This window comes from Paraburkholderia tropica (genome assembly GCF_900109265.1).
Classification (GTDB): Bacteria; Pseudomonadota; Gammaproteobacteria; order Burkholderiales; family Burkholderiaceae; genus Paraburkholderia; species Paraburkholderia tropica.
Window position 1 is genome coordinate 112,578 of the sequence record NZ_FNZM01000013.1, and the last position, 23,808, is coordinate 136,385.

A 23,808-nucleotide genomic window follows, 5' to 3' on the forward strand; every position below is an offset into this window, starting at 1 on the left:
GCGATGAAACCGTCCCGGGCGATCGCGCGTAGCGTTCCTTTCCACGCGGCCGCCTGCGCGGCGCTCACGTTCCTCGCGAGCGGCATCGCGCACGCCCAGCACGCGCCCGACCTGCCGCTGCACTGCGCCGATCTCGCGGGCGCGCTGCTGCCGCCCGCCGCCATCGGCCTGCCGACCAACGGCGCGCTCGTGCAAACCGCCACGATGATTCCCGCCACGGCCAACGGCAACCTCAACGGGGACTTCTGCCGCCTGACCGGCGTGATCCGCGCACAGACGGCGGGCACGCCGGACATCCGCTTCGAAGTGAATCTGCCGAGCCGCTGGAATGGCCGCGCGCTGCAATTTGGCGGCGGCGGTTATAGCGGCGTAGTCGTCACCGGCACCGGACCGATGCCGTTCTCGCCGTACCGCGCGCCGCTCGCGCGCGGCTACGCCACGTTCGGCGACGACTCCGGCCACAACGGCGACGCCTCGGTCGCGACCTTCGGCCTGCTCGACGAAGCCGTGGTCAACTTCGGCTATGCACATCTGAAGAAAACCCACGACGTGGCGCTCGCGCTGATCGAACGCGGCTACGGACGCGCGCCGGAGCACATGTATTTCGCCGGCGGATCGACCGGCGGACGCGAAGGCTACACGGTCATCCAGCGCTATCCCGACGATTACGACGGCGTGATCGCCAATTCGCCTGCACTGAATTTTTCGGGCGTGAGATTGATCGGCGTGGAACTCGGGCGGCTCGAATATCGCGTGCCCGGCGGCTTCGTGCCGCCCGCTTTGCTCGAACGCGTCTACGAGCGCACGATGCAGGCGTGCGACACGCTCGACGGCGCCAGCGACGGCATTATCAGCAACGTCGAAGCCTGCCGCGCGCTGGAGCCGAAAATCATCGACTCGCTGCGCTGTCCCGCCGATGCTCTTGCATCGGCCGCGCCGTCCGTTTCTGCCGACGATTGCCTCACGCCGCCGCAACTCGCGACGCTGCTAAAACTGCGCGACGGCCTGCATCTGCCGTACGCGCTCGCCTGGAATGTCGACCGTTATCGCGGCTACAACGTGTTTCAGGGCACGCGCTTCACGAGCCTGCTCGGACTTGCGCATTCGCCCGAGCGCTCGCCGCAACTCACGTTTCGCGCGAACGGCTATCTCTACGCGCAAGGCGACGCCTACCTCAAATACTTCGTGACGCACGACCCGACCTTCGATTCGTCGAACTTCGACGTGATGCATCCGGGCCGTTATCAGCAGCGGCTCGCCACGCTTTCGGCGACCATCGGCGCGATGAATCCGGACATCGCGCATTACATCGCGCGCGGCGGCAAACTCATCACGCTGCACGGACTCGCAGACGAAGTCATCAGCCCGAATCAGACCATCGCCTCGTATGAAGGTCTCGTCGCGCGTTACGGCCAGGTGCGCGTGGACAGTTTCATGCGGCTTTACATGGTGCCGGGTTATCAGCACGGCAACGGCGTGTTCATTCCGTCCGTCGATCTGATCGGCGCGCTCGACGACTGGGTTTCGCGAGGCAACGCGCCGGATACGCTCGTGACCACCGATATCGCGCAAGACACGAACGGACGCACGCGGCCTTTGTGCCGCTATCCCGCGTATCCGCGTTATCTCGGCAAGGGCAATCTGAATCTCGCGAGCAATTACGCGTGCGCAACGCCTTCTTCACCCTGAATTACGCACGCGCGTCGTGCCCGCGTTAAACCCTGTCCGAACTGCAATGCTTACTGACGCTGCTGCTTTTGCAGATACGTCCGTATATCGCTCATCGACACGCGGCCCGTATGCGCCGTGTCGATCTGATCGAAATGCTGCGCGATATAACCGAGTCCGCTGTCTTGCGCCTGGGTTTTCGTAATCGACGCGCCGTTACTGAGCGAGGCATTCGCGCCGAGCCGCGCTTCGATCCGAGACTGCGCCTCGTCCTGCAATTGCGTGCCCGTGGTGGGCGTCACAGGCGCGGGACGGTTCGACGGAAAAAACGGCCCATCGACGCCATGTGCGCCTTGCGGAAGCTGCACGGGCGCCACGGATTGCGTGGCCGCCTGCGCGTTGACGGCGGCCGCGCACACGACGAGCGGCACGATGCAGCAGAGCTTGTCGAATAAAGACATGATCACTCGCTTTCAATAGATGAAGAACCGGTCCTCGCGCGTGCGCGCCGACGACCGGTGCTGAGCGTTACTGCAACGTAGCGGTTTGCGCCGTTTCGGTAGCCGTCGTTGTGGCCGTGGTAGTCGGGGTACTGCCTGAACTTTCATCCGACCACGGCGCGGGCAACGTCCAGAGCGAGAGCGCCAAAGGAATCGGCTGCCCCGCGTAGTAATTGACCAGATCGGCTTTCATTTTCGGCCGCGCAACGTCGTCGAGATAAATCATGTGGCCGCCGGGGAAAAAATTCACCTGCAAATTCGGGCTCAAACCCGCCACCGTCTGCAATCGCGCGAGCTGCTTTTCCGTATTGAAGAACGGCGTCGCGAGATCGTGATAGCCGTTCTCCGAGAGCACCTTCAAGTTCGGATTCAGTTTGATCGCGCCGACCAGATCGGGCAAGGTGTCCGGCAAGGTCTCGCCGTCGTGCGAAAAATCCCAGACCTGAATGATCGCGTCGTTCAGCGGCATATAGGTCGCGTTCGGCGCGGTGTAGCCGAGATAATCGGGCATCTGCGTCGCGAGCGCGGTGGTGAACGGCTGCGAAATCAGAATATCCGACGGGTCGCTATCGGCCTGCAGACGCGGATCGGAATTCGGCAGCGAAACACGTCCGTCGTAACGGCCGATCGTGGTGCCGGGAATCATCGCGTTGTTAAAGGGGTTCGTATTGAAGTAACCCTGCAAGCCCTGCATCGTCAGACTCGACGGCCACTGCCACGACTCCAGTGTGCGCGTGGGCGGCAAGACCGGTGTGCCCAGCGCATCGGGAATGCCCAACTGACTCAACACCCAGGTTTGCGCGTACTTCTTGAAATGGTTGTACTGGCCGGTTGCGAAAATTTCCGATTGCTGCGCGAACAGTCCCTGATCGATCAGACGTGGTGAAGCCAGATTGAAATACGCCGCCACTTCCGCGTAGCCGGGGTAATAGCCCGCGAGCGTATCGGTGTCGAGCGCCAAACCCGCGGTGGAATTCTCGATCGCCGTGGCTTCGATGGCATCGGCGTAATAGTTGAGAATTGCCGATTGCAGCACGATGCCCGTCAATTTCACGCCCGACGCCTCCAGCGCAAGCGCGAGCATGTCCGTCCGCGGCGTACCGTACGATTCGCCGTAAAGATATATAGGCGACGCGCTGCGATTGTTCACCGCCAGATAGCGCTGAATGAAATCGCGCATGACGTTCACGTCCGGATCGCAGCCCCAGAACTTCTGGTTCGTATTCGGCAGAATCGCTTCCGACAAACCCGTTCCCGGCGGATCGATAAAGACCATGTCCGTGGTGTCGATCAGGCTTTCCGTATTATCGACGAGCGGATAATTCGGCCAGTTCGTCATGAGCGGATCGGGCGTGGCCACGCGCGTGGGCGCGAACGAACCGAGCCGCAGCCAGATCGACGACGAACCCGGGCCGCCGTTATACACGAAGGTCACGGGGCGCGGCGAACCGTTGGTGCTCGGCGCGGTGTACGCCACGTAAGACATGCTCGCTTCAGCATTGCCTTTTGTATCTCGCGCCGTTAAGTGGCCGGTTGTCGTGGTGTAGTTGATCGTGGTGCTGCCCGAGGTCCACTGGTAATGCATGACCGCGGACCGTTCCGCGACTTGCGTCGGCGCGAGGCCGTCGCCCGCGTTGAGCGAATACGCAACGGGATCGGAATAAGGCCGGTTGGCCGCGGAAGATTGGCTTGCATCCTGCGCATTCGCCGACACCTGTTTAAAGGCCGTTGCGGATGCACCCGAACCACTATCGCCGCCGCATCCCGCGAGCATCAGCGCGGCGATACATAACGCGCTCGCACTGCGCATGGCAAAAATACGGGAGTGAAGCAAGCCGGAGCTGCCGTCTGATTTCATTATTGCCCCTTCGAATATCAATGCGCTACGCGAAAGCCGCCTGCGCCCGGCAGGCGTGTGAGAGGCGCCTCGTATTCGCATGGAAGCGAGCGGTGCGCGGCGGCTGACATTCGGCTTTCCATCCCTGACGCTATTCATTCAATTAATTGAATTGAATATCATCAGGAATACTATGCATCTGCAATGCATAGCACGGGCAAGGTCATTGCCTGTGGAAATCTTCCCCGGATGAAATATTTTGTAATGAGGATGGCAAGGGAAAAATAGAAGGCACCAGGGGGCTTTGTCAAGGCGTAGATTCGCGCCATGCGCCGTGAATGCGCATGGCGGTAACGATGGGATCGAACAGCGAAAAGCGGACCGCGAGGAGGAAAGAATTACGCAGAGGGAGAACGGTTTGCGGCACGCTGCGGAATGAAGGCCACGCAAAGCACGATAAAGACCAGCAAAATGACGGAAGCGTACAGCCGGCTAAAATGCAGGCCGCCTTGCGCCACCGGTTTGTCGAGCAGATCACCGAGCGTCGCGCCAAGCGGGCGCGTCAGCACGAATGCGGCCCAGAACAACGCGGTGCGCGACACGCCACGCCACAGCCACAACAATCCCACGACGACCAGCGCCGCGCCGAAGATGGCCGCACCGACTTCGAAGCCGAGACCGAGGCCACCGCGATCGTCGCCCGCAACCCAGTCGCCGAGCGCGGTGCCGAGCGTTTGCGAAAAGAGAATCGTGGTCCAGTAAAACCATTCGACGCGGGGCGTATTCACGCTCTCGATCGACACGGTGCCTTCGCTGCGATACCAGATCGCGAGACTCAAGACGAGCAGCGCCACGATAATCGCCACGCCGCCCGGATAGCCGATGCCGAGCGAGCGATCGCAGAAGTCGGCGAGCGTCGTGCCCAGCGTCGTGGTCGCCACAATCGTGGCCCAGTAAAGCGCAGCGCTGAATTGATACGCGCGTACCTGCGCGGAAACGAGCACGACGAATGCCGCGAGAAAAATCAGCGTGCCCACGAGATAACCGAGATTCAACGACATGGTGACCCAGTCGCCGCCCGTCTCGCCCAGCGTGGTTGCAGCGATCTTGATGATCCAGAAGCCCAGCGTGAGAGCCGGAACCTTGCTTGCCGCTTCCAGCAGCGGTTTCTCGGTGGTGGTAGTCAAGAGGAGCCTCCAGGCGGACGCAACGTCCATGGAAACGCTCTAAGCTATAGGGGCCCGACTTAAGAGAACCTTACGGCAAGGCAGAGTCATCATTGCAGTCGTCGATGCGAGACGATTATCTTGACACGAAGAAAGGTCGCTGTTTCGAATAGGCCGAAACCACCGGCAGGCTCAAGTTTTCGATTTATTTGCCGATACGTGCAGTGATGAATACAACAATCGCCCACACACAAGCTGGCAGCATCATCCGCACCGCAACGAAACTGTTCGACCTTGTGGTGGAGTCACGACAGATCGATGCACGTTCCCCCGAAGGCATCGAGCTATACAGCGAGATCGTCTATGGCGCACTCTGGCGAGCGGCGCCGCGAGCAACCATGCAAGAGTTGCTCGAACTGTTTGACGAGCCGGTCAGCGCGGTCGCCTGACACGCTGACCTGAGCGGTTCGAGACCACGCGGTCTTGCGCGACGTCTCGATCCCGCCAGCCCCAACATCCGTGCGAACGGTTTCCGACGGCACTTACTGCCGGGCGTCGCGCACACTTTGCTCCTGCACCGTCACTACCGCTTCGGGCAGCGCTTTCAGCCGCTCGATGGGAATGGGATCGCCGCTCTCATCGGAAAAGCCATACGTGCCGTCGGCGATTTTTTCCAGCGCGCGTTGAATATCGGCAATACGCTGCTGATTCACATTGCGCAGCGCCTGATTCGCGATATCCTGCTCCATCTTCTGGGCGTCGTCTTCGTATTCCTCGGCCTCCGCACCAGTCGCTTCTTCCCTGTCGCGTTCCGCGCCAATGGTGTTTTCCTCGCTGCCCAGCACGTCGCGTTGCATCTCCAGCAAGCGCTTGCGTTGCTCTTCGATGAACGCTGCGCTCAGTGTCTGTCCGGTCATGTCGATTCTCCGAAGAAAAGACCAAGGCGGTGGTTTAGTGCGTCACGCGATTGAACGGCGCGCTCACTACGCGGCCATCCATTCGACTGATCCATAGCCGAAATTCATCCTACAAATTGCTTTCAATCGATGAACACGCACTGCACATACGCCGCTTGATTCGCTGATCGAGCATAGCACCCGGCATATAAAGCGCTGAGCCTCGACGCAAAGCTGCAAAAGCCGCCGTTCAAACTGTACTCTCATCAACCGCCCGGATTTGTGCATTCCGCGACTCACTGTGTCCTTTTAACCTGTGACACATGATGGCGTCGCATCCAGTCGCGCGACGCCCCGAATCAGGAGCGCAACGAATGAAAGGATCGATCTGTCGATGGTGTCAATGGTGCCGATGGCCGGCGCGCACGCGCGCCTTGTCGCCGCAAACGGCAAGGAGCGGCGCGTGAACCTGCTGGAAGCCATGCGGATCTACGTGAGAGTGGTCGAACGCGGCAGCATGTCGGGCGCCGCGCGCGATCTGGACATCGGTCAGCCTGCCGTGAGCGAACGGATCGAACGGCTGGAGAAGTATCTCGGCTGCCAATTGCTGCTGCGCAATGCGCGTACGTTTCAATGTACGCCGGAAGGCATCCTCTTTCTCGAACGCAGCAAATTCGTGCTCGGCGCCGTGGAGCAGGTATTAGCGGAAGTGGCCAACGACGAGCACATTGTCAAGGGCACGATCCGCATTGCTGCGCCGCACTGCCTCGGTGAAACGATCTTGCCGGAAGGATTGAAACGCGTGCGCGATCTGTATCCGCGCCTCGATATCGAACTGGTGCTGAACGACAAGATCGCCGATCTCGTGACCGAAGGCGTGGATATTTCGTTTCGCGTCGGACCACTTGCGGACGGCGCGTATATTGCTTGGCCGCTCGGTCAGATCCGCCGTCTGCTGGTGGCCTCGCCCGACTATCTTGAGCGGCACACGGCCATCGAATCGCCGGCCCAACTCGCGGAGCACAATTTCATTCGCGTGAAAGGCACGTTCGACGCCAACCAGTTGCCGCTCGCGCTCGACAGCGACATCGTCGACAGCGTGCCGATCCGCACGACGATCAAGACCACGCATTGGCGGCCGATGTACGAAATGGTGCTTGCGGGCGCGGGCTTGTGCGTGCTGGAGGAACCGGCGGCCACCGCCGCCATCGAAGCAGGTCGTCTCGCGCATGTGCTGCCCGCCTGGGAAGTGCCGGCGCTCGCGCTCAATCTGCTGATTCGTCCACAACGGCCCGTACCGGCGCGCGTGCGCAAAATCGTCGATACGTTGAAGGATTTTATGGCCGAGACATTCGAGCACCGCGAGAAAGCGGAAGTCTGATAAATCATGCGACCCGGAAAGCGGCAACCTGATCAATTAATCAGGAATGCAAATAGTGATTGCATTGAAGGTTGCCGTCTTCCGCTCCGTTTCGCTCGTGTGCATCGCCCTGAACCGCGTATTGATCGTCGGCGCAGGGCAATGCCATAATGCCCCTGCAGACCTTCAAAGGGAGTCGGCCATGAAACGTGAGTCGCGGAATCGCCGCCAGCGCTTTCTGCACGATCTGAAGTGGATTGCCATTCTCTGGGGCATCGGTTTTGGCGCCACCGTCCTGCTGACCCTGCCGTTTCACTTCCTGGTCATGGCGATGATCCACAAATAGCATCGCGCGCAGCATTTCATCATATGAATCAACGTGGTTCGGCACGTATTTTTTACACGTCCGCCGCACTCGGGCACTCAAGTTTGCGTGGAAAATGCCGTTGACCCGTGCTTGACGGCACACCACGGAACCCGCATTGGCCTTTTCCCCTGACGAACGCCTCGCCGCCGCCCTCACCGGCGCGGAATTTACTGGCGCTAGCGAGTCCGGCGACTCGCCGATTATCGAGTGGCTCCTGCACGACGATCAGGTCATGCGCGAGTGTTTCCGTCACGCCGCTGCCATTCTCAAGACCGTCACGGGTGCGTCGATCACCGCGGTACTGCTGCTCGACGCCGAGCATCAGCACTATCGCGCCGAAGCCGGCGTGGTGCTGCATCCCGTGCCGCGCAAGCAGTCGTTGAGTAACTACGTGATCGAATCCGACCAGTTGTTCGTGGTGGAAGACACGCGCGGCGACCCGCGCTTCACGCAATGCCTGCTGGTCAGCAACGCGCCGTTCGTGCGCTTCTATGCGGCCATTCCGCTGCATGCGCCCGGTGGCGAGCGTGTGGGCGCGCTCTGTGCGATGGACCCCGAACCGCGCCTGCTGACCGACGCGCATCGCGACGTATTCGAGCATTTGCGCGCGATGATCGAGAACGATCTGAAGCTACGCTGCGCGACCGCCACCGACCCCGTGACACGCCTGTTCAACCGGCGCTTCATGCTGGAGAGCATTCGCCAGAAATGGCACGACGCCCAGCCCGGCGACTGGCTCACCGCCGTCATGGTCGATATCGACTGGTTCAAGCAATTCAACGACACCTACGGTCATCCGGCGGGCGACGTCTGTCTGCAGAAAGTCGCCGCGGTTCTGCAAGACGTGGCGGACGAATATCAGGTCATCGCGGGTCGTATGGGCGGCGAGGAATTCGGCATGCTGCTCAGCGGGCAGCCGCGCGGCGAGGTGCCTGCCATCCTCGAAAAATTGCGGCGTGGCGTCATGCAACTGGATATTGCGCACCGGCACTCCACGGCGGGCGTGGTGACCGTGAGCGTCGGCGCGGCGCTCACGCAGCGCTCGGCGCTGGAAGGCGCAAACAGCCAGGCTGCGTTCGCCGCCGCCGACCTCGCGCTTTACCGCGCGAAGCACGCGGGCCGCAATGCGGTCGTCATCCATTAAGCCGGTCGGCGCGCTCACTTTGCGCAAAACGCCGCGAGCTTGCCGACCGTGATGATCGCCTGTTCGATTTCCGGCGACCACGGGCTGCTGTAGTTGAGGCGAATGAAGTTGCGATAATGGTTCGAAACCGAAAACATATAGCCCGGCCCGATCGTAATGCCCTGCGCCAGTGCAAGCTGATAAAGCTTCATTGAATCGACTTTCGCGGGCAGCTCAATCCACAGCACATAACCGCCCGCCGGACTCGACATGCGCGTGCCGGCCGGAAAGAAACGCGTGACCATCGCCTTCATCAGATTGGCCTGCTGCGCGTAATTCTTGCGAACGCGCCGCAAATGATGCTCATAGCCGTCGCGTTCGAGATATTCGGCGATTGCGAGTTGCGGAACGACCGAGGTCGTCAGCGTATTCAGGAATTTCAGTTTCTCGACCTGATCGCGATAACGTCCCGGCAACGCCCAGCCAATCCGATACGCGGCGGTGAGGCTTTTCGAAAACGATCCGCAATGCAGCACCATGCCTTGTTTATCATACGATTTCAGCGTAGTGGGATGCGAGTCGCCAAAATACAGCTCGTTGTAAACGCCGTTTTCGATCACCGGAATCTCCGCTTTGGCGAGCAGTTCGACGAGTTCGCGCTTGCGTTCGTCAGGCATCAGAAAGCCGAGCGGATTCTGGAAATTCGGCATCACCATGCAGGCGGCCACTTTTTCCGTTTCGAGAATCTTCGCGAGCGCGTCTACGTCCATGCCGTACTCGGGATGCGTCGCGACCTCGATCGCCTTCATGCCCGATCGCTCGATGGCGTGCAGCATCGCGTAGAACGTGGGCGATTCCACGGCAATCACGTCGCCCGGTTTCGCCACGGCCTGCAAACATAAATTCATGGCTTCGGTCGCGCCCACGGTCACGATGATCTCGTTGGGGTCCACCGCCATGCCATTCTCGAGATAGCGCCGGGCAATTTGCCGAAGCAACTCCGGGCTTCCCGGCGGCAAGGCGTTGTTCACACCCCACAACGCCTTCCTGCGCCCAACGGCCGACGCATAGCGATTGATCTTTTCATACGGAAACAAGAACGGATCGGGATACGGCGAGCCAAGCGGCACGGCATCGTCGGCGCCGATCGAGCGTAGCGTCGAGAGCACGAGGCGGCTCACGTCCACCGTGGCCGACACGGCAATCGGCTGGCTCGGACGCAATTCATCGGATTGCACACTGCCTTCGCTCACGCGCACGCTCACGAAATAGCCCGATTGCGGACGGCTTTCGAGCACGCCACGGCTCTCCAGCCGCAGATACGCGCGAATCACGGTAGTAATGCTGATGCGGTGCTGCTGGCTCGCCTGGCGCACCGACGGCACGCGATCACCCGGCCGGTACACGCCCTTGCGGATCAACGTTTCAATGTCGTCCGCGAGCTTTTCATAGAGTTTCACTGCCTTCTCCCCGGTAGACGCTCACAACGCGCCTCGCGCAGTGTAATGCGGCGGCGCGGCGCAACTGTACTCTAAGTGCTGAATGGATTTTGTGCGTCATGCACATCGCCCTGACCTTTTACGCTTTCGGCTATGCAGTTAGCGCGCTTGACGCCTCGCGGATCGACCCCGGGGCCGCGCAACGTCAACGGAGCGAAGGGCAATGGACAAGGCGAAATCAAAGGGAAAAATCGAGGCGTATCACCACCCCGCCGCGGGTTGGGGCGCACTCAAATATGTCGCCATCAATCTGATCAAGGAGCGTGTATCGGGCGGCAATTACCGCACGCTGTTCAAACAGAATCAACCGGATGGCTTCGACTGTCCCGGCTGCGCATGGCCCGACCGCGAGCACGCCTCGACATTCGAGTTCTGTGAAAACGGCGTGAAAGCCGTGGCCGCCGAAGCCACGAGCAAACGCGTCACGCCGGACTTCTTTGCGAAGCACACTGTCGAGTCGCTGATGAAGCAGACCGATTACGAACTTGAACAGCACGGCCGCCTCACCGAACCGATGGTCTACGACGCGATCACTGACCGCTACCAGCCCATCGCATGGCACGACGCCTTCGCGCTGATCGCCGAACAATTGAACGCGCTCGATTCGCCCGACGAAGCCGCGTTCTACACCTCGGGCCGCGCGAGCAACGAAGCCGCGTTCGTCTATCAGCTGTTCGTGCGGATGTTCGGCACCAACAATTTTCCTGATTGCTCGAATATGTGTCACGAAGCGACCAGCCGCGGCCTGCCGACGACGGTGGGCATCGGCAAAGGCACGGTCACGCTCGACGATTTCGAAGCCGCCGACACCATCATGATCTTCGGCCAGAATCCGGCGACGAATCACCCGCGCATGCTCGGCGAATTGCGCGAGGCTTCGCGGCGCGGCGCGACGATCGTGTCGGTGAATCCGCTGCGCGAGCGTGGTCTCGAACGCTTCACGAGCCCGCAGCATCCGTTGGAAATGATCACGTTCGGCAGCACGAAAATTGCGTCGATGTTCATTCAACCGAAACTCGGCGGCGACTTCGCGCTGATTAAAGGCGTGGCCAAGCGGCTGATCGAACTCGACGACGAAGCGCTCGAAAACGGCACGGAACGCGTGCTCGATATCGACTTTATCCGCGAGCACACGCTGGGCTTCGCGGCCTTCGCCGAAGAGCTGCGCAACGAAAGCTGGCCGCTGCTCGAAGCGGAATCGGGCGTGGCGCGCGAAGATATCGAAGGCCTTGCTCGCGTCTATGCGAACGGCAAACGTGTGATTGCTACGTGGGGCATGGGCATCACGCAGCACAAGCACTCGGTGCAAACCGTGCATCTGCTCTCGAATCTGCTGATGATGCGCGGCAATATCGGCCGCGAGGGCGCGGGCTTGTGCCCCGTGCGCGGCCATTCGAACGTGCAGGGCAACCGCACCGTCGGCATCGAGGAAAAGCCTTCGCAAGCGTTTCTCGATCGTCTCGGCAAAGTTTTTGATTTCGCGCCGCCGCGCGAGCATGGACTCGACGTCGTGGAAACGGTCGAGCACATGATCGAAGGCCGCCTCAAGGTGTTCATCGGCCTTGGCGGCAACTTCGCGATGGCGACGCCGGACACGCTGCGCACCTTCGACGGCCTGCGCTCGTGCAGACTCACCGTTCACATCACCACCAAGCTCAATCGCAGCCACCTCGTGCATGGCGAGCGCGCCCTCATTCTGCCGACGCTCGGGCGCACCGAAATCGACATGCAGAACGGCGTCGCGCAAGGCGTGACGGTCGAGGATTCGATGAGCATGGTGCATATCTCTTACGGCATGAACAAGCCGGCCTCGCCGAACCTGATGTCGGAAACGGCGATCGTGGCGAATATCGCCCACGCCACGCTCGGCGACGGCAAAGTGGATTGGCTCGGCTATGCGAACGACTACGCCAAAGTGCGCGACGCGATCGAGCAGACTATCGAAGGTTTCGACCGGTACAACGAACGCATCCAGCACCCCGGCGGCTTTCATCTGCGCGTTGCCTCGCGCGAGCGCGACTGGAAAACCGACACCGGCAAAGCGAATTTCATCGTGCACGCGGTGCAGCAGGACACGCCGATCGCGCGCGCGAAGGCGCAGCACGGCGACCGCCTGATGACGCTGATGACGACGCGTTCGCACGACCAGTACAACACCACGGTCTACGCGCTGGACGACCGTTATCGCGGCGTATTTGGCCAGCGCCGCGTGGTGTTCATCAACCCCGCCGATATCGCGATGCTGGGCTTCAAGAATGGCGACTGGGTCGATATGAGCACCGTCTGGGAGGACGGCATCGCGCGCCGCGCCGATCATTTCCGCCTCGTGGAATACGATATTCCGCGTGGCTGTATTGGTGCGTATTACCCCGAAACCAATCCGCTCGTGCCACTCGCGAGCGTGGGCGACGTCTGCAACACGCCGACTTCCAAGTCGATTCCCGTGCTGTTGCACGCTTCCTCCGAGCCCGCGGAACTGCCCGCTTTCTAAAGCGCATGTGTGTTCATCGCTTTTCCAGTTTTCATGATGCACGAACGCGCCCAATGCGTGCGCCGATAGCTAATATCGGCCAGTACACGTTCACGCCCTGAATGCTCATCTCTAGAATAGAATGGCACGCTTCAATTCCCTCTGCTTGCAAGCCGCTTCGGTCGAATTCACCATTTTGAAGCGCACATTCGTCATTGGAAATCGATATATTCAATTAAACACAACGCAACGGAATCGGCGAGTCAAGCAAGGCGAATCGGAGTATTTCATTCTTGTCTCCATATCGGGATTTCCTAAACTGAATCCTGATAACGGGGATGAGCTTTCATCGCGATGCGGTTGCGGCGCCGTCATGCTCGGCGACTTCGGCGCGTAAGCGAAACACCGAATGGAGTTTCCTATGACGAAACTACGCGATGTGCCAGGCGTCCATCCCTACACCGGACCGGCGGGCGGCTGGGGCGCGCTCAAGGCCACGGCGCAGGCGATTCACGACCAGATGGAAAGCATCGAGGCGCCCATCACGCTGATGCGGACCAACCAGCCCGACGGCTTCGACTGCCCCGGCTGTGCGTGGCCCGACAAGGAGCACCGATCGACGTTTCAGTTCTGCGAAAACGGCGCGAAAGCGGTCACCTGGGAGGCCACCAGCAAACGCGTCACGCCTGAATTCTTCGCGGCCAATACCGTCAGCTCGCTGCTGCAAAAGACCGATTACGAACTCGAAGACATGGGGCGGCTCACCCATCCGCTCGTCTACGATCGCGCGACGGATACATTCCGCCCCGTCGACTGGGAAGACGCCTTCGCGCGCATCGGCGAAATTCTGCGTTCGCTTTCGCCGGATCAGGTGGAGTTTTATACGTCGGGACGCGCATCGAACGAAGCCGCATTTCTTTATCAATTGTTCGCGCGTGAATTCGGTACCAACAATTTTCCCGATTGCTCGAATATGTGTCACGAGCCGACCAGCGTTGGCCTGCCGCAATCAATTGGGATCGGCAAAGGCACGGTATCGCTCGACGATTTCGATTCGACCGAACTGATTATTTCCATTGGTCATAATCCCGGCACGAATCATCCACGCATGATGGGTACGCTGCACGAGGCCGCGCGCCGCAACGTGCCCATCATCGTGTTCAATCCGCTGCGCGAACGCGCGCTCGAACGTTTCGCCGATCCGCAAAGCATGATCGAAATGGCGACCTTCGGCTCGACGCGCATCGCCTCGACGTACTTCCAGGTCGATGCGGGCGGCGACGCCGCCGCGCTCAAAGGCGTAATGAAAGCGCTGCTGCAAATGGAAGCGGAGCAAAGCGGCGTGCTCGATAATGCGTTCATCGCGCAACATACCGACAATTTCGATGCTTTCGCGGCAGACCTCGAGGCGACCACGTGGGACGACATCGAGAAAGCCAGCGGCCTCGCGCGGGCCGATCTCGAACACGTGGCGATTGCCTACGCAAAATCGAATGCCACCATCGTCACGTATGGCATGGGGGTCACGCAGCACAACAAGGGCACGGCCAACGTGCGCCTGATCGCCGACCTGCTGCTGATGCGCGGCAATTTCGGCAAGCCCGGCGCGGGTATATGTCCGCTGCGCGGCCATTCGAATGTGCAAGGCAATCGCACGGTGGGCATTACCGAAAAGCCGTCGCCAGCCTTTCTCAAGCTGATCGAAGACGCCTGTGGCTTCACGCCGCCCGCCGGCCACGGTCACGACGCGGTGCAAGCCATGCAGGCGATGATCGACGGCAAGGCCAAGGCGCTGCTGTGCCTCGGCGGCAATTTCGCGGTGGCGTTGCCCGACGCCGAGCAATCGTTTCCTGCGATGGCCTCGCTCGACCTCGGCGTGCATATCGGCACGAAACTCAATCGCACGCATTTGCTGGTGTCGAAGGAAACCTATCTGTTTCCGTGTCTCGGCCGCACGGAGCTCGACATGCAAAGCAGCGGGCGCCAATCGATCACGGTGGAAGATTCGATGTCGATGGTGCATGCGTCGGCGGGCAAGCTCACGCCCGCGTCCGACCAGCTGCGCTCCGAGCCCGCCATCGTGGCCGGCATGGCGCGCGCCACGCTGCCCCATACCAAAGTGCCGTGGATGGAACTGATCGCCGATTATGACAAGATTCGCGATCTCATCGAGCGCACCGTGCCGGGCTTCGAGGACTTCAATCGGCGCATCCGCGCGCCGGGCGGTTTCCGTCTGCCGCTGCCGCCCACCGAACGGCAATGGCACACGCCCTCGGGCAAAGCCGTGTTCTCGGTGTATGGCGGCGTGAAGGAAGACGCCGACGTGCTCGGCGCTCAAAACGTGTTGCGGCTCATCACGATACGCAGCCACGACCAGTACAACACGACGATCTACGCAATGGACGACCGCTATCGCGGCGTGTTTGGCCGCCGCGACGTGCTCTTCATGAACGCCGACGATATGGCGGCTTACGGCATCGAGCACGGCGATCAGGTCGATATCGAAACCGTCACGTCATCGGGACGCACGCTTCGTCTGAAGAACATCACGGCGATTGTGTACAGCATCGCGCGTGGTTCTGTCGCTGCGTACTATCCTGAAGCCAATGTGCTCGTTCCGCTCGACTACATCGACAAGGAAAGTGGCACGCCCTCGTATAAATCCGTGCCAGTACACGTCGTGCGCGCGGCGGGAAATTAGTTGTGTGCAATGCCGCCGGGCGCCGCGCAGCCGCGTCCGGCCGCTCTGGGCATGCGCATGCAGTCGCCAATGGGAGTTTACAAAAATCATGGATATTTTCGACGCCTTTCATCTCGCCAGGCTGCAATTCGCGTTCACCGTCTCCTTTCATATTGTCTTTCCGGCAATCAGCATCGGCATGGCGAGTTTCCTGGCCGTACTCGAATGGCGTCTGCTGCTCACCGGCGACCCCGCCTATAAAGACATGTACCGCTTCTGGGTGAAGATCTTCGCCGTGGGGTTCGGCATGGGCGTGGTGTCGGGCGTCGTGATGGCTTACGAATTCGGCACGAACTGGAGCGGCTTCTCCACCATAGCGGGCAATATTACCGGACCGCTGCTGACCTATGAAGTCTTGACCGCCTTCTTTCTCGAAGCCGGTTTTCTCGGCGTCATGTTGTTCGGCTGGAATCGCGTGAGTCCGAAAGCGCATTTCTTTTCCACGCTCATGGTGGCGGTCGGCACGCTCATTTCCACTTTCTGGATTCTTGCGTCGAATAGTTTCATGCAAACGCCGCAAGGCTATGCCATCCAGAATGGCCGCATCGTGCCGGTCGACTGGTGGAAAGTGATCTTCAATCCGTCCTTCCCGTTCCGGCTCGCGCATATGACGATTGCGGCGTTTATCGTCGCCGCGTTTATCGTGGCCGCGTGCGGCGCATGGCATTTGCTGCGCGGCCGCCGCGACGTGCCGGTCAAGCGCAGCTTTTCGATGGCGCTCTGGATGCTGCTCGTGCTCGCGCCCGTGCAGATTTTCGTCGGCGACGCGCACGGGCTCAATACGCGCGAATATCAGCCCGCGAAAATCGCGGCCATCGAAGGGCTTTGGGAAACCGAGCACGGCGGCACGGCGCTCAATCTCGTCGGTCTGCCCGATATGGACGCCGAAGTCACGCGCTACGCAATCCAGGTGCCGCATTTAGGCAGCCTGATTCTCACGCATAGCTGGAATGGCGAAATTCGCGGTCTCAAGGAATTTCCGCCCCAAGACCGGCCGTATTCGCCGATCATTTTCTGGACGTTCCGCATCATGGCCGGGCTAGGCATGTTGATGCTGCTGACTGCCGTGCTGGGCCTGCTGCTGCGACCGCGCGGCCGGCTGTACGAATCGCGCGCGTTTCAGCGGCTGGTGTTCTGCATGGGCCCCTCGGGCATTCTCGCGCTGCTCGCAGGCTGGATCACCACCGAAGTCGGCCGCCAGCCGTGGACCGTTTATGGCGTGGTCCGCACCATCGATTCGGTTTCGCCTATTGGCGCACAACAGGCGGGCGTGTCGCTGCTGATCTTCGTGATCGTCTATTTCCTCGTGTTTGGCACGGGCGTGTATTACATGCTCAAGATGATGAAAAAAGGACCGGCGACCGGCGTGGAAACGAACGAGTCGCTGAAATATCCGGGCTTGCATAATCGCGCGCTAGACGCCGTGGTGGGAGAGTAAGGCCATGCAAATCGACCTTCCTGTAATCTGGGCCGCCATTATCGGGCTCGGCGTGTTTATCTACGTGATGCTCGACGGTTTCGATCTCGGCATCGGCCTGCTCTTTCCGTTTTTCGAAGGCAAGGGCGAACGCGAGGTGATGCTCAATACCGTCGCGCCGGTCTGGGACGGCAACGAAACGTTTCTCGTGCTCGGCGGCGCCGGTTTATACGGCGCGTTTCCCGTGGTGTATTCCACTTTGCTGCCCGCCAATTACATGCCGCTGATCCTGATGGTGGTAGGCCTGATATTCCGTGGCGCGGCTTTCGAATTGCGCGCAAAAGCCACGCGCACGCAACACGCATGGGACCTCGCGTTCATTGGCGGTTCGGCGCTCGCGGCCATGTGCCAGGGCGTGACGCTCGGTTCGCTGCTGCAAGGCATCAAGATCGTCGACGATAAATTCGCGGGCGATCCTTTCGACTGGTTCTCGCCGTTCAGCGTGTTCTGCGGCTTCGGCGTGTTGCTCACCTACGCCACGCTCGGCTGCGGCTGGCTCATCATGAAAACGGACGGCGACCTTCAGCGCAAGATGCGTGAAGTCATGCGCCCGCTCGTGGCGGTGCTGCTGCTGGCGATTGCCATCGTCAGCCTGTGGACCGTGCTGGGTTTGCCTTCGGTGAGACATCGCTGGTTTCTCAGCGGCAATCTCGGCTGGTTTCTGCCGGTGCCGATTCTCGTGGTCGCCAGCGTGTGGGGCATTTTCCATGCGCTGCGTGCGCGCCACGAAACCACGCCTTTCGTGCTGTCGCTGGCAATCTGCTTTCTGGGCTACACGGGGCTCATTATCAGCATCTGGCCGTATATCATCCCGCCTTCGCTCACGATCTGGGAGGCCTCGTCGACACGTTCGAGCCAGCTATTCGCGCTCGTCGGCACGGTGATCGTCTTGCCGGTCATTCTCGTCTACAACGCGATGCAATACCGCGTGTTCCGGGGCAAGGTGCGCGAAGGCGACCCAGGTTATCACTGACCGGCATGACGCCGCGCCGCGCCCGCGAGAACTGCGAGTAAAACTGCGCGGGCGCGCGCGGCATCCGCATCGTGTCCATAATAAACAAGCATCATGATTGTCCGACCGCGCGAAAACTGGTTCCGGTTGCTGTTCATCTGGAACGGCTCGGTACTCTCGTCGATCATTCCGCAGCTGATTTTCATGGCCGTGGTCAGCACCCTCGCCGTCTTCACGCACGGGCGCGTGTTCGGCGAAAAGATTCCGCTCAATACGGCGCCGTTTACCTTATTCGGCGTAGCGCTCGCGATCTTTCTCGCGTTTCGCAATAACGCGAGTTACGAACGCTTTAACGAAGCGCGCCATCTCTGGGGCAATCTGCTGATCGCTTCCCGCACGCTCACGTCGCAAATGCTCTGCTACGTGCCGGAGCGCGCCGACGCCCAACGCATCGCGCAGCAATTGATTGCCTTCATTTACGCGCTCAAACACGAATTACGCGGTTCCGATCCCTCGCAGGATCTTTTGCGCCTGCTTGGACGCGAACGGGCCGATGCGCTGAGCGGCCAGTGCTATAAACCCATGTCGATACTCAACGACATGCGGCATGAACTGGCGATCGGCCAACATCGCCTTCACGCCTCCGATACGCGTCTGTGGATGTTCGACGCGCAACTCGCCGAACTCGGCAAGTCGCTGGGCGGTTGCGAGCGCATTGCCTCCACGCCCATTCCGTTTGCGTACAACGTGCTGCTTCATCGCACGGTCTACGCGTATTGCGTGCTGCTGCCGTTCGGGCTGGTCGACTCCACGGAATTCTTCACGCCGCTGCTGTGCGTATTCATTTCCTACACGCTGATTGCGCTCGAAGCCATTGCCAGCGAAGTTGCCGATCCATTCAGCCTGACGCCCAATGCGCTCGCCCTCGACGCCATGTCGCGCAATATCGAGCGCTCCGTGCTGGAACTCTGCGGATGCGCCCTGCCCGAGCCGGTTGCGCCAGTCCGTCCCTATCAATTGACCTGAGGGTTCGCCCTCGCGGCCCAACTGTACTGCTGCGTTCCATCACCGACTGTGCACCAGCGTCGTGCGCCCGCGGCACTATGCTGCACACACGCTCGCGATATCGCTCCAATTGACCGCTGATGGAGCCTATCGACGTATTCCAATCGCCTTTTCGCCCTACCCCAACCGATCGTGAACGCCGTCGCCGAAGCTATTACCGCCCAATCCGCCGTGACTGCCCGCCCCGTCGATGCGTCCGCCGCTGCGGCACGAGACCGTCACGACCGGCCGCTGCGCGATTTGCGCCTCTCCGTGATCGACCAGTGCAATTTCCGTTGCACCTACTGCATGCCGCGCGAGGTCTTCGACGAGCACTATCGTTTTCTGCGCGCTTCCGAGCGGCTCTCGTTCGATCAGATGATGAAAATCGCGCAGGCATTCGTTGCGCTCGGCGTCGAGAAAATCCGCATCACGGGCGGCGAACCGCTGTTGCGACGCGGACTCGAAACGTTCATCGAACGTCTCGCCCGACTCACCACGCTCAACGGCAAGCCGCTCGATATCGCGCTGACGACGAATGGTTCGCTGCTCGCCGCGCGTGCGCGCGGTTTGCGCGACGCGGGCCTCTCGCGCGTGACGGTCAGCCTCGACGCGCTCGACGACACCGTATTCCGCCGCATGAGCGACGTGGATCTGCCCGTCGCGCGCATTCTCGACGGCATCGAACAGGCGCAGGCTGTGGGCCTCGCGCCGGTGAAAGTCAACACGGTGATCGAGCGCGGCGTGAATGACAATCAGATTCTGCCGCTCGTGCAGCATTTCAAAAGTAGCGATATTGCGCTGCGCTTTATCGAATTCATGGATGTGGGCGGCGCGGCGGGCTGGTCGAATTCCACGGTCCTGAAAGCGCACGAGATGCGCGCGATCGTCGAAACGGCATTTCCGCTCGTCGCTGCCGATCGTGCCGATGCCGCCGCCACGTCGGTCGATTATCGCCACGTGGACGGCCAAGGCACGGTCGGGTTCATCGCCAGCGTCTCCGAGCCGTTTTGCGGGCAATGCTCGCGCGCCCGCGTGTCCGCGGACGGGCAGCTCTATACCTGCCTGTTCGCGACGCAAGGCGCGGATCTCAAACCGTGGCTCGGCGAAGCGGTGCCCGGCGAGCACTTGCAGGACGCCATTCACGCGCGCTGGAACGCCCGCGACGACCGCTATTCGGAATTGAATGCCGACCGCCGCCGCGCCGGTACGGGCAAGAGCTGGCCCACCGTGCGCATGTCGCTGGTTGGCGGCTGAACCGCGCGCGCCGCTTTGCGCCTCACGAATCCCGCATCGCGGACGTATCGAGGACCCCAGAGGAAATAACGCAATGACACAGCCTTCGGATCGAGACGAGCGGCACGCCGATGAAAAACCGCCGGCTGAAGATCTGCGCTTGTTCGCAAGCGGCATTGCAGCGGGCTTTGAAGTGCGCGTGCAGCACGCACCCATCGACGTGGCGGCGGAAGTCACACCGATCATGCGTAACCCCAACGTGGGCGCCGTGGTGGATTTCGTCGGCATCGTGCGCAATAGCGGCGATGGCGACGACATTGTCGCGCTAGAACTCGAGCACTATCCGGGTATGACCGAGCATTCGCTCTGGAGCATCGTCGAGGAAGCGGCGGCGCGCTGGTCATTGGATGCGGTGAAGATCGTGCACCGGATAGGACGTATTGCGCTCGGTCTTCCGGTGGTGATCGTCGTGGTGGCTTCGCCGCATCGCGCAGCCGCATTCGAAGCCTGCGAATTCATCATGGATTTTCTGAAAACGCACGCGCCGTTCTGGAAAAAAGAAATATGCCGCGATGGCGAATCGCATTGGGTCGAAGCGAAAAGCCAGGACGAGCAGGCCATGCTTCGCTGGGGATGAAATCCGTTTATCGCAACACGGTTGAACATTCCCTCGCACGATTGTGCATCAGGACACTATTCATGCAACTCACTATTAAATATTTCGCGAGCATTCGCGAAACACTCGGCGTGTCCGAAGAAACACTGCAAGTCGACGACACACCGATCACCATCGACGCGCTGCGCAAACAACTCAGGCAACGCGGCGCAGGCGCGGCCGAAGCACTCGACAGCGCCCGGCCGGTACGCGTGGCGGTGAATCACGAAATGGTCAGCAACGACTTCGTGGTCAGGCAGGACAGCGAGATTGCGTTTTTCCCTCCCGTGACGGGGGGATAAGCGACGGGTCGAGCGCGGAAGCCAGCACAGCCCAGTCCGCGTTGATCGGCGCCACACCGCGCGTAAAAGGCCGATAGATCTTGTCGCCGCGCTGAATCGGCGCGCCCGTGAGCGCGCACAGCCCACGCTTTCTCGCGATGCACAGCCGCCACGGCTGTTCCGCATAACGCCCGCTGGTGGGATCGCTCCACGATACCGAAATCAGGTTGTCCGACCACGCTTCGACAAACGCAAAATGCGCGCGCAAGGCGGGCACGGGCCGCGCGATGGGAGGATCGATCCGCGCGGCTCGACTGGCGCACGCGCGACGCGAAGCGCGCACCGCATGACCGTGAGGAACCGGGCCGCCGCTAAGCAGATTGAGCGTGTATTGCCACGCATTGCCGCCGCTGAGTTCTCGCATCGTGTGCCTCTCCTGAAAGACGGGGGTTTATCTGTTTAATTCATACCGTATTACGATTCTTTTATTGAGCACGGAACGATCCCCGATTCATTTCCATGCTAGCACTCGATGCATGGAAATGAGCCATTTCAAACCGATACGATGAATCGGTCAATATCCATCGGGCAGAAGCCGGCCTGAGCAACGCGCCCGGCCCCGGCTCTCTTATCGAAATCCTCACACACCGGCGTCGTTAGCAGCGCACCGTTTCGCGCGTTTCACGCGCTTGCCGCCGCCAAGCACGTTTCCGCACCGCCCGCATCCCCATCACGGTGCATCGTGCCTTCTATGCGGTGCACATCACGGCATCGCTCACGCTCGCGGTGCACGCCGCGTCCGCACCTTCTCGCCCCCCGCCTTGTGCAGCGGCGTTTCCAGCCGCTGGCACGCATCATGCTAGTTGAACATCATTCAAGTTACTTGAATACGATTCCTGTCACTTTCACCACTCGCCACGGTCTTCCAGGGAACATCATGCATAAGTCAGTCCGCCGTTTCGTCCTCGCCCTGAGCGGCGTCTTCACGCTCGCCGCCGCCGCGCCCGTGCTCGCACAGGACGATCTGCTCGCGCGCATCAAATCGAACAAGGAAATCACGGTCGCGACCGAAGCACGTTACGCACCGTTCGAATATGTCGATAACGGCAAGATCGTCGGTTATGACGCCGACCTCATGGCCTATGTGCTCAAGTCGCTTCCCGACGTTAAGGTGAAGCAGCTCGATCTGCCGTTTCAGGGCCTGCTGCCGGGCCTCGACGCGAAGCGTTTCGACATCGTTGTGACCGCCGTCACCGTCAACAAGGATCGCGCCGATCACTTCGCCTTCACGCTGCCGGTGGCGGACGCCACGACGGGCGTGCTGCTGCGTGCGAACGAAAGCGCCATCAAATCGCCGAACGATCTGAACGGCAAGGTGGTCGGCTCGCAAACGGGTTCCGCGCAATTGCAGGCGCTCGTCGCGCTCGACAAGAAGCTCAAGGAAGCAGGCGGCCCCGGCATCAAGCAGATCAAGCAATACGTGTCGTTCGACGAAGCGTATGCGGACCTCGCGGTGGGCCGTCTCGACGCTGTTGCGCAATCGGTCGCGAATCTCGGGCCGCTGATGAAGTCGCGTCCGGGCGTGTTCACGCTGCTGCCGCAAACCATCGGCCCGAAGAGCTACTTCGCGTGGGTTGCACGCAAAGACGCAGACAGCGCCGCGCTGCTCAAGCTCTTTAGCGACGGCATCGCCCGCGCAAACAAGGACGGCACGATGAAGAAGCTGCAGGAGAAGTGGTTCGGCTCGACCATGGACGTGCCCGCTGACGCGCTGCCCGCTCCGACGCTTTAAGTCACGTTTCATCCCGCGTTTTCACCCACGATTTACCGGACCTCGCGCAACATGAACGCACCCGATCTGCTCACGCGCTGCGCCGGCTATCTGCCGCAGCTTCTCGACGGCGCGCTGACGACGCTCTGGCTGTCGGCTGTCGCCGTGGGCTGCGGCTTCTTCGTCGGTGTGTTCGTCTACACCATGTCGGTGAGCCACAGCCGCCTGTTGCGCGGCGTCGCACGCGTCTATGTGAGCGTGCTGCGCGGCACGCCGGTCCTTGCGCAATTGCTGGTGTTTTACTACGTGCCCTCGGCGCTCGGCATCGAACTGCCGGGCGTCGTGGCCGCCGCGATCGGGCTCTCGCTCAACACGGGCGCCTATCAATCGCAGATTCTCGGCGCGGGTTTTCGCGCCATCGCGCCCGGCCAGATCGAGGCCGCGCTCACCTTCAACCTCACGCGTCGCCAGGTGCTCTGGCATATCGAGGTGCCGCAGGTCGTGCGCGCCACGCTGCCCGCACTTGTTTCCGAAATGATCGACATCGTCAAGGCATCGGCGGTCGTCTCGGTGATCTCGGTGACGGACCTGATGCGCGTGGGTCAGCAACTCTCGTCGTCGAGTTATCGGCCGCTGGAAGTCTATTCGCTCGCGGCCGTCTTTTATCTGGCGATCACCTCGCTGCTCGCCTGCGCAGGCCATGTCTTCGCTCGCCGCACGGCGCGGCGCGCTTAAGTCTGCACCGATCGTCTGCACGGATGCCCCC

21 protein-coding genes are annotated in these 23,808 nt (G+C 61.0%); 15 read left to right on the top strand and 6 right to left on the bottom strand.

Annotated elements, in window-relative coordinates; translation table 11 throughout:
* Positions 1–3: 3 nt before the first annotated feature.
* A complete protein-coding gene (locus BMY06_RS22355) occupies positions 4–1,689 on the top strand; it encodes a tannase/feruloyl esterase family alpha/beta hydrolase (protein ID WP_074985295.1) in 1,686 nt (561 codons plus the stop codon).
* A 50-nt stretch (positions 1,690–1,739) separates the two neighbouring features.
* On the opposite strand, the gene BMY06_RS22360 is transcribed toward BMY06_RS22355, so the two are convergent.
* From BMY06_RS22360 to BMY06_RS22370, 3 genes are all read right to left on the bottom strand, one after another.
* Positions 1,740–2,129 carry a 2-oxoglutarate dehydrogenase gene (locus BMY06_RS22360; RefSeq protein ID WP_074985296.1) on the bottom strand — a complete coding sequence of 130 codons (390 nt, stop codon included), beginning with the start codon at positions 2,127–2,129 and terminating at the stop codon, positions 1,740–1,742.
* Between the two features lie 67 nt (positions 2,130–2,196).
* Positions 2,197–4,026 (bottom strand): S10 family serine carboxypeptidase-like protein, encoded by a 1,830-nt coding sequence (locus tag BMY06_RS22365; RefSeq protein WP_065059714.1) that lies wholly within the window; start codon positions 4,024–4,026, stop codon positions 2,197–2,199.
* Between the two features lie 377 nt (positions 4,027–4,403).
* Positions 4,404–5,192, bottom strand: coding sequence for a COG4705 family protein (locus tag BMY06_RS22370; protein ID WP_065059715.1), 789 nt, complete (start codon positions 5,190–5,192; stop codon positions 4,404–4,406).
* A 206-nt stretch (positions 5,193–5,398) separates the two neighbouring features.
* Here BMY06_RS22370 and BMY06_RS22375 point away from each other — a divergent pair, with 206 nt between their 5' ends.
* Complete coding sequence (locus tag BMY06_RS22375; RefSeq protein ID WP_074985298.1) at positions 5,399–5,620, top strand: hypothetical protein; 222 nt, start codon at positions 5,399–5,401, stop codon at positions 5,618–5,620.
* A 93-nt stretch (positions 5,621–5,713) separates the two neighbouring features.
* Here the strand turns inward: BMY06_RS22375 and BMY06_RS22380 are convergent, their stop codons facing one another.
* Complete coding sequence (locus tag BMY06_RS22380; protein WP_244144283.1) at positions 5,714–6,028, bottom strand: TraR/DksA family transcriptional regulator; 315 nt, start codon at positions 6,026–6,028, stop codon at positions 5,714–5,716.
* Positions 6,029–6,530: 502 nt separating this feature from the next.
* On the opposite strand from BMY06_RS22380, the gene BMY06_RS22385 reads away from it, so the two are divergent.
* The 3 genes from BMY06_RS22385 (at position 6,531) to BMY06_RS22395 (ending at position 8,938) form a co-directional block, all read left to right on the top strand.
* Positions 6,531–7,448, top strand: coding sequence for a LysR family transcriptional regulator (locus BMY06_RS22385; protein ID WP_074985556.1), 918 nt, complete (start codon positions 6,531–6,533; stop codon positions 7,446–7,448).
* A gap of 55 nt (positions 7,449–7,503) precedes the next feature.
* The gene (locus tag BMY06_RS22390; RefSeq protein ID WP_124263213.1) at positions 7,504–7,773 is read left to right on the top strand and encodes a hypothetical protein; all 270 of its coding nucleotides are present in this window, start codon (positions 7,504–7,506) and stop codon (positions 7,771–7,773) included.
* A gap of 136 nt (positions 7,774–7,909) precedes the next feature.
* On the top strand, positions 7,910–8,938 hold the full coding sequence (locus BMY06_RS22395) for a sensor domain-containing diguanylate cyclase (protein ID WP_231957531.1): 1,029 nt from the start codon (positions 7,910–7,912) through the stop codon (positions 8,936–8,938).
* A 14-nt stretch (positions 8,939–8,952) separates the two neighbouring features.
* Here the strand turns inward: BMY06_RS22395 and BMY06_RS22400 are convergent, their stop codons facing one another.
* Entirely contained in the window at positions 8,953–10,377 is a 1,425-nt protein-coding gene (locus tag BMY06_RS22400) for an aminotransferase-like domain-containing protein (protein ID WP_074985304.1), read from the bottom strand.
* 202 nt (positions 10,378–10,579) lie between these two features.
* Here BMY06_RS22400 and BMY06_RS22405 point away from each other — a divergent pair, with 202 nt between their 5' ends.
* The 8 genes from BMY06_RS22405 to moaD all read left to right on the top strand — a co-directional run bounded on the left by BMY06_RS22405 (position 10,580) and on the right by moaD (position 21,292).
* Complete coding sequence (locus BMY06_RS22405) at positions 10,580–12,907, top strand: FdhF/YdeP family oxidoreductase (RefSeq protein WP_074985306.1); 2,328 nt, start codon at positions 10,580–10,582, stop codon at positions 12,905–12,907.
* 400 nt (positions 12,908–13,307) lie between these two features.
* On the top strand, positions 13,308–15,587 hold the full coding sequence (locus tag BMY06_RS22410; protein WP_074985308.1) for an FdhF/YdeP family oxidoreductase: 2,280 nt from the start codon (positions 13,308–13,310) through the stop codon (positions 15,585–15,587).
* Positions 15,588–15,675: 88 nt separating this feature from the next.
* Positions 15,676–17,064 carry a cytochrome ubiquinol oxidase subunit I gene (locus BMY06_RS22415; protein WP_065059722.1) on the top strand — a complete coding sequence of 463 codons (1,389 nt, stop codon included), beginning with the start codon at positions 15,676–15,678 and terminating at the stop codon, positions 17,062–17,064.
* 4 nt (positions 17,065–17,068) lie between these two features.
* Entirely contained in the window at positions 17,069–18,076 is a 1,008-nt protein-coding gene (cydB, locus tag BMY06_RS22420; protein WP_065059723.1) for a cytochrome d ubiquinol oxidase subunit II, read from the top strand.
* 93 nt (positions 18,077–18,169) lie between these two features.
* Positions 18,170–19,081 carry a bestrophin family protein gene (locus BMY06_RS22425; RefSeq protein WP_074985311.1) on the top strand — a complete coding sequence of 304 codons (912 nt, stop codon included), beginning with the start codon at positions 18,170–18,172 and terminating at the stop codon, positions 19,079–19,081.
* Positions 19,082–19,252: 171 nt separating this feature from the next.
* Positions 19,253–20,356: a GTP 3',8-cyclase MoaA gene (gene moaA, locus BMY06_RS22430; protein ID WP_074985313.1), complete on the top strand. Its 1,104-nt coding sequence runs from the start codon at positions 19,253–19,255 to the stop codon at positions 20,354–20,356.
* A gap of 73 nt (positions 20,357–20,429) precedes the next feature.
* Entirely contained in the window at positions 20,430–20,972 is a 543-nt protein-coding gene (locus BMY06_RS22435) for a molybdenum cofactor biosynthesis protein MoaE (RefSeq protein ID WP_080180754.1), read from the top strand.
* 62 nt (positions 20,973–21,034) lie between these two features.
* Positions 21,035–21,292, top strand: a complete 258-nt coding sequence (gene moaD, locus BMY06_RS22440) for a molybdopterin converting factor subunit 1 (protein ID WP_074985315.1) — start codon at positions 21,035–21,037, stop codon at positions 21,290–21,292.
* Here the strand turns inward: moaD and BMY06_RS22445 are convergent.
* Entirely contained in the window at positions 21,243–21,695 is a 453-nt protein-coding gene (locus BMY06_RS22445) for a DUF3331 domain-containing protein (RefSeq protein WP_080180753.1), read from the bottom strand. The two genes, moaD and BMY06_RS22445, sit on opposite strands and share 50 nt — an antisense overlap.
* A 513-nt stretch (positions 21,696–22,208) precedes the next feature.
* Here BMY06_RS22445 and BMY06_RS22450 point away from each other — a divergent pair.
* Both BMY06_RS22450 and BMY06_RS22455 read left to right on the top strand, forming a co-directional pair.
* The gene (locus tag BMY06_RS22450; RefSeq protein ID WP_065059727.1) at positions 22,209–23,063 is read left to right on the top strand and encodes a transporter substrate-binding domain-containing protein; all 855 of its coding nucleotides are present in this window, start codon (positions 22,209–22,211) and stop codon (positions 23,061–23,063) included.
* A 51-nt stretch (positions 23,064–23,114) separates the two neighbouring features.
* A complete protein-coding gene (locus BMY06_RS22455; protein WP_065059728.1) occupies positions 23,115–23,777 on the top strand; it encodes an amino acid ABC transporter permease in 663 nt (220 codons plus the stop codon).
* Positions 23,778–23,808: the final 31 nt, after the last annotated feature.

What these genes read in the sequence shown, in the direction of transcription:
- BMY06_RS22375 (WP_074985298.1), top strand. Translation starts at nt 5,399, where the DNA reads ATGAATACAACAATCGCCCACACACAAGCTGGCAGCATCATCCGCACC.
- BMY06_RS22445 (WP_080180753.1), bottom strand. Translation starts at nt 21,695, where the DNA reads ATGCGAGAACTCAGCGGCGGCAATGCGTGGCAATACACGCTCAATCTG.
- BMY06_RS22355 (WP_074985295.1), top strand. Translation starts at nt 4, where the DNA reads ATGAAACCGTCCCGGGCGATCGCGCGTAGCGTTCCTTTCCACGCGGCC.
- cydB (WP_065059723.1), top strand. Translation starts at nt 17,069, where the DNA reads ATGCAAATCGACCTTCCTGTAATCTGGGCCGCCATTATCGGGCTCGGC.
- BMY06_RS22425 (WP_074985311.1), top strand. Translation starts at nt 18,170, where the DNA reads ATGATTGTCCGACCGCGCGAAAACTGGTTCCGGTTGCTGTTCATCTGG.
- BMY06_RS22405 (WP_074985306.1), top strand. Translation starts at nt 10,580, where the DNA reads ATGGACAAGGCGAAATCAAAGGGAAAAATCGAGGCGTATCACCACCCC.
- BMY06_RS22415 (WP_065059722.1), top strand. Translation starts at nt 15,676, where the DNA reads ATGGATATTTTCGACGCCTTTCATCTCGCCAGGCTGCAATTCGCGTTC.
- moaD (WP_074985315.1), top strand. Translation starts at nt 21,035, where the DNA reads ATGCAACTCACTATTAAATATTTCGCGAGCATTCGCGAAACACTCGGC.
- BMY06_RS22435 (WP_080180754.1), top strand. Translation starts at nt 20,430, where the DNA reads ATGACACAGCCTTCGGATCGAGACGAGCGGCACGCCGATGAAAAACCG.
- BMY06_RS22410 (WP_074985308.1), top strand. Translation starts at nt 13,308, where the DNA reads ATGACGAAACTACGCGATGTGCCAGGCGTCCATCCCTACACCGGACCG.
- BMY06_RS22450 (WP_065059727.1), top strand. Translation starts at nt 22,209, where the DNA reads ATGCATAAGTCAGTCCGCCGTTTCGTCCTCGCCCTGAGCGGCGTCTTC.
- BMY06_RS22455 (WP_065059728.1), top strand. Translation starts at nt 23,115, where the DNA reads ATGAACGCACCCGATCTGCTCACGCGCTGCGCCGGCTATCTGCCGCAG.
- BMY06_RS22380 (WP_244144283.1), bottom strand. Translation starts at nt 6,028, where the DNA reads ATGCAACGCGACGTGCTGGGCAGCGAGGAAAACACCATTGGCGCGGAA.
- BMY06_RS22365 (WP_065059714.1), bottom strand. Translation starts at nt 4,026, where the DNA reads ATGAAATCAGACGGCAGCTCCGGCTTGCTTCACTCCCGTATTTTTGCC.
- BMY06_RS22360 (WP_074985296.1), bottom strand. Translation starts at nt 2,129, where the DNA reads ATGTCTTTATTCGACAAGCTCTGCTGCATCGTGCCGCTCGTCGTGTGC.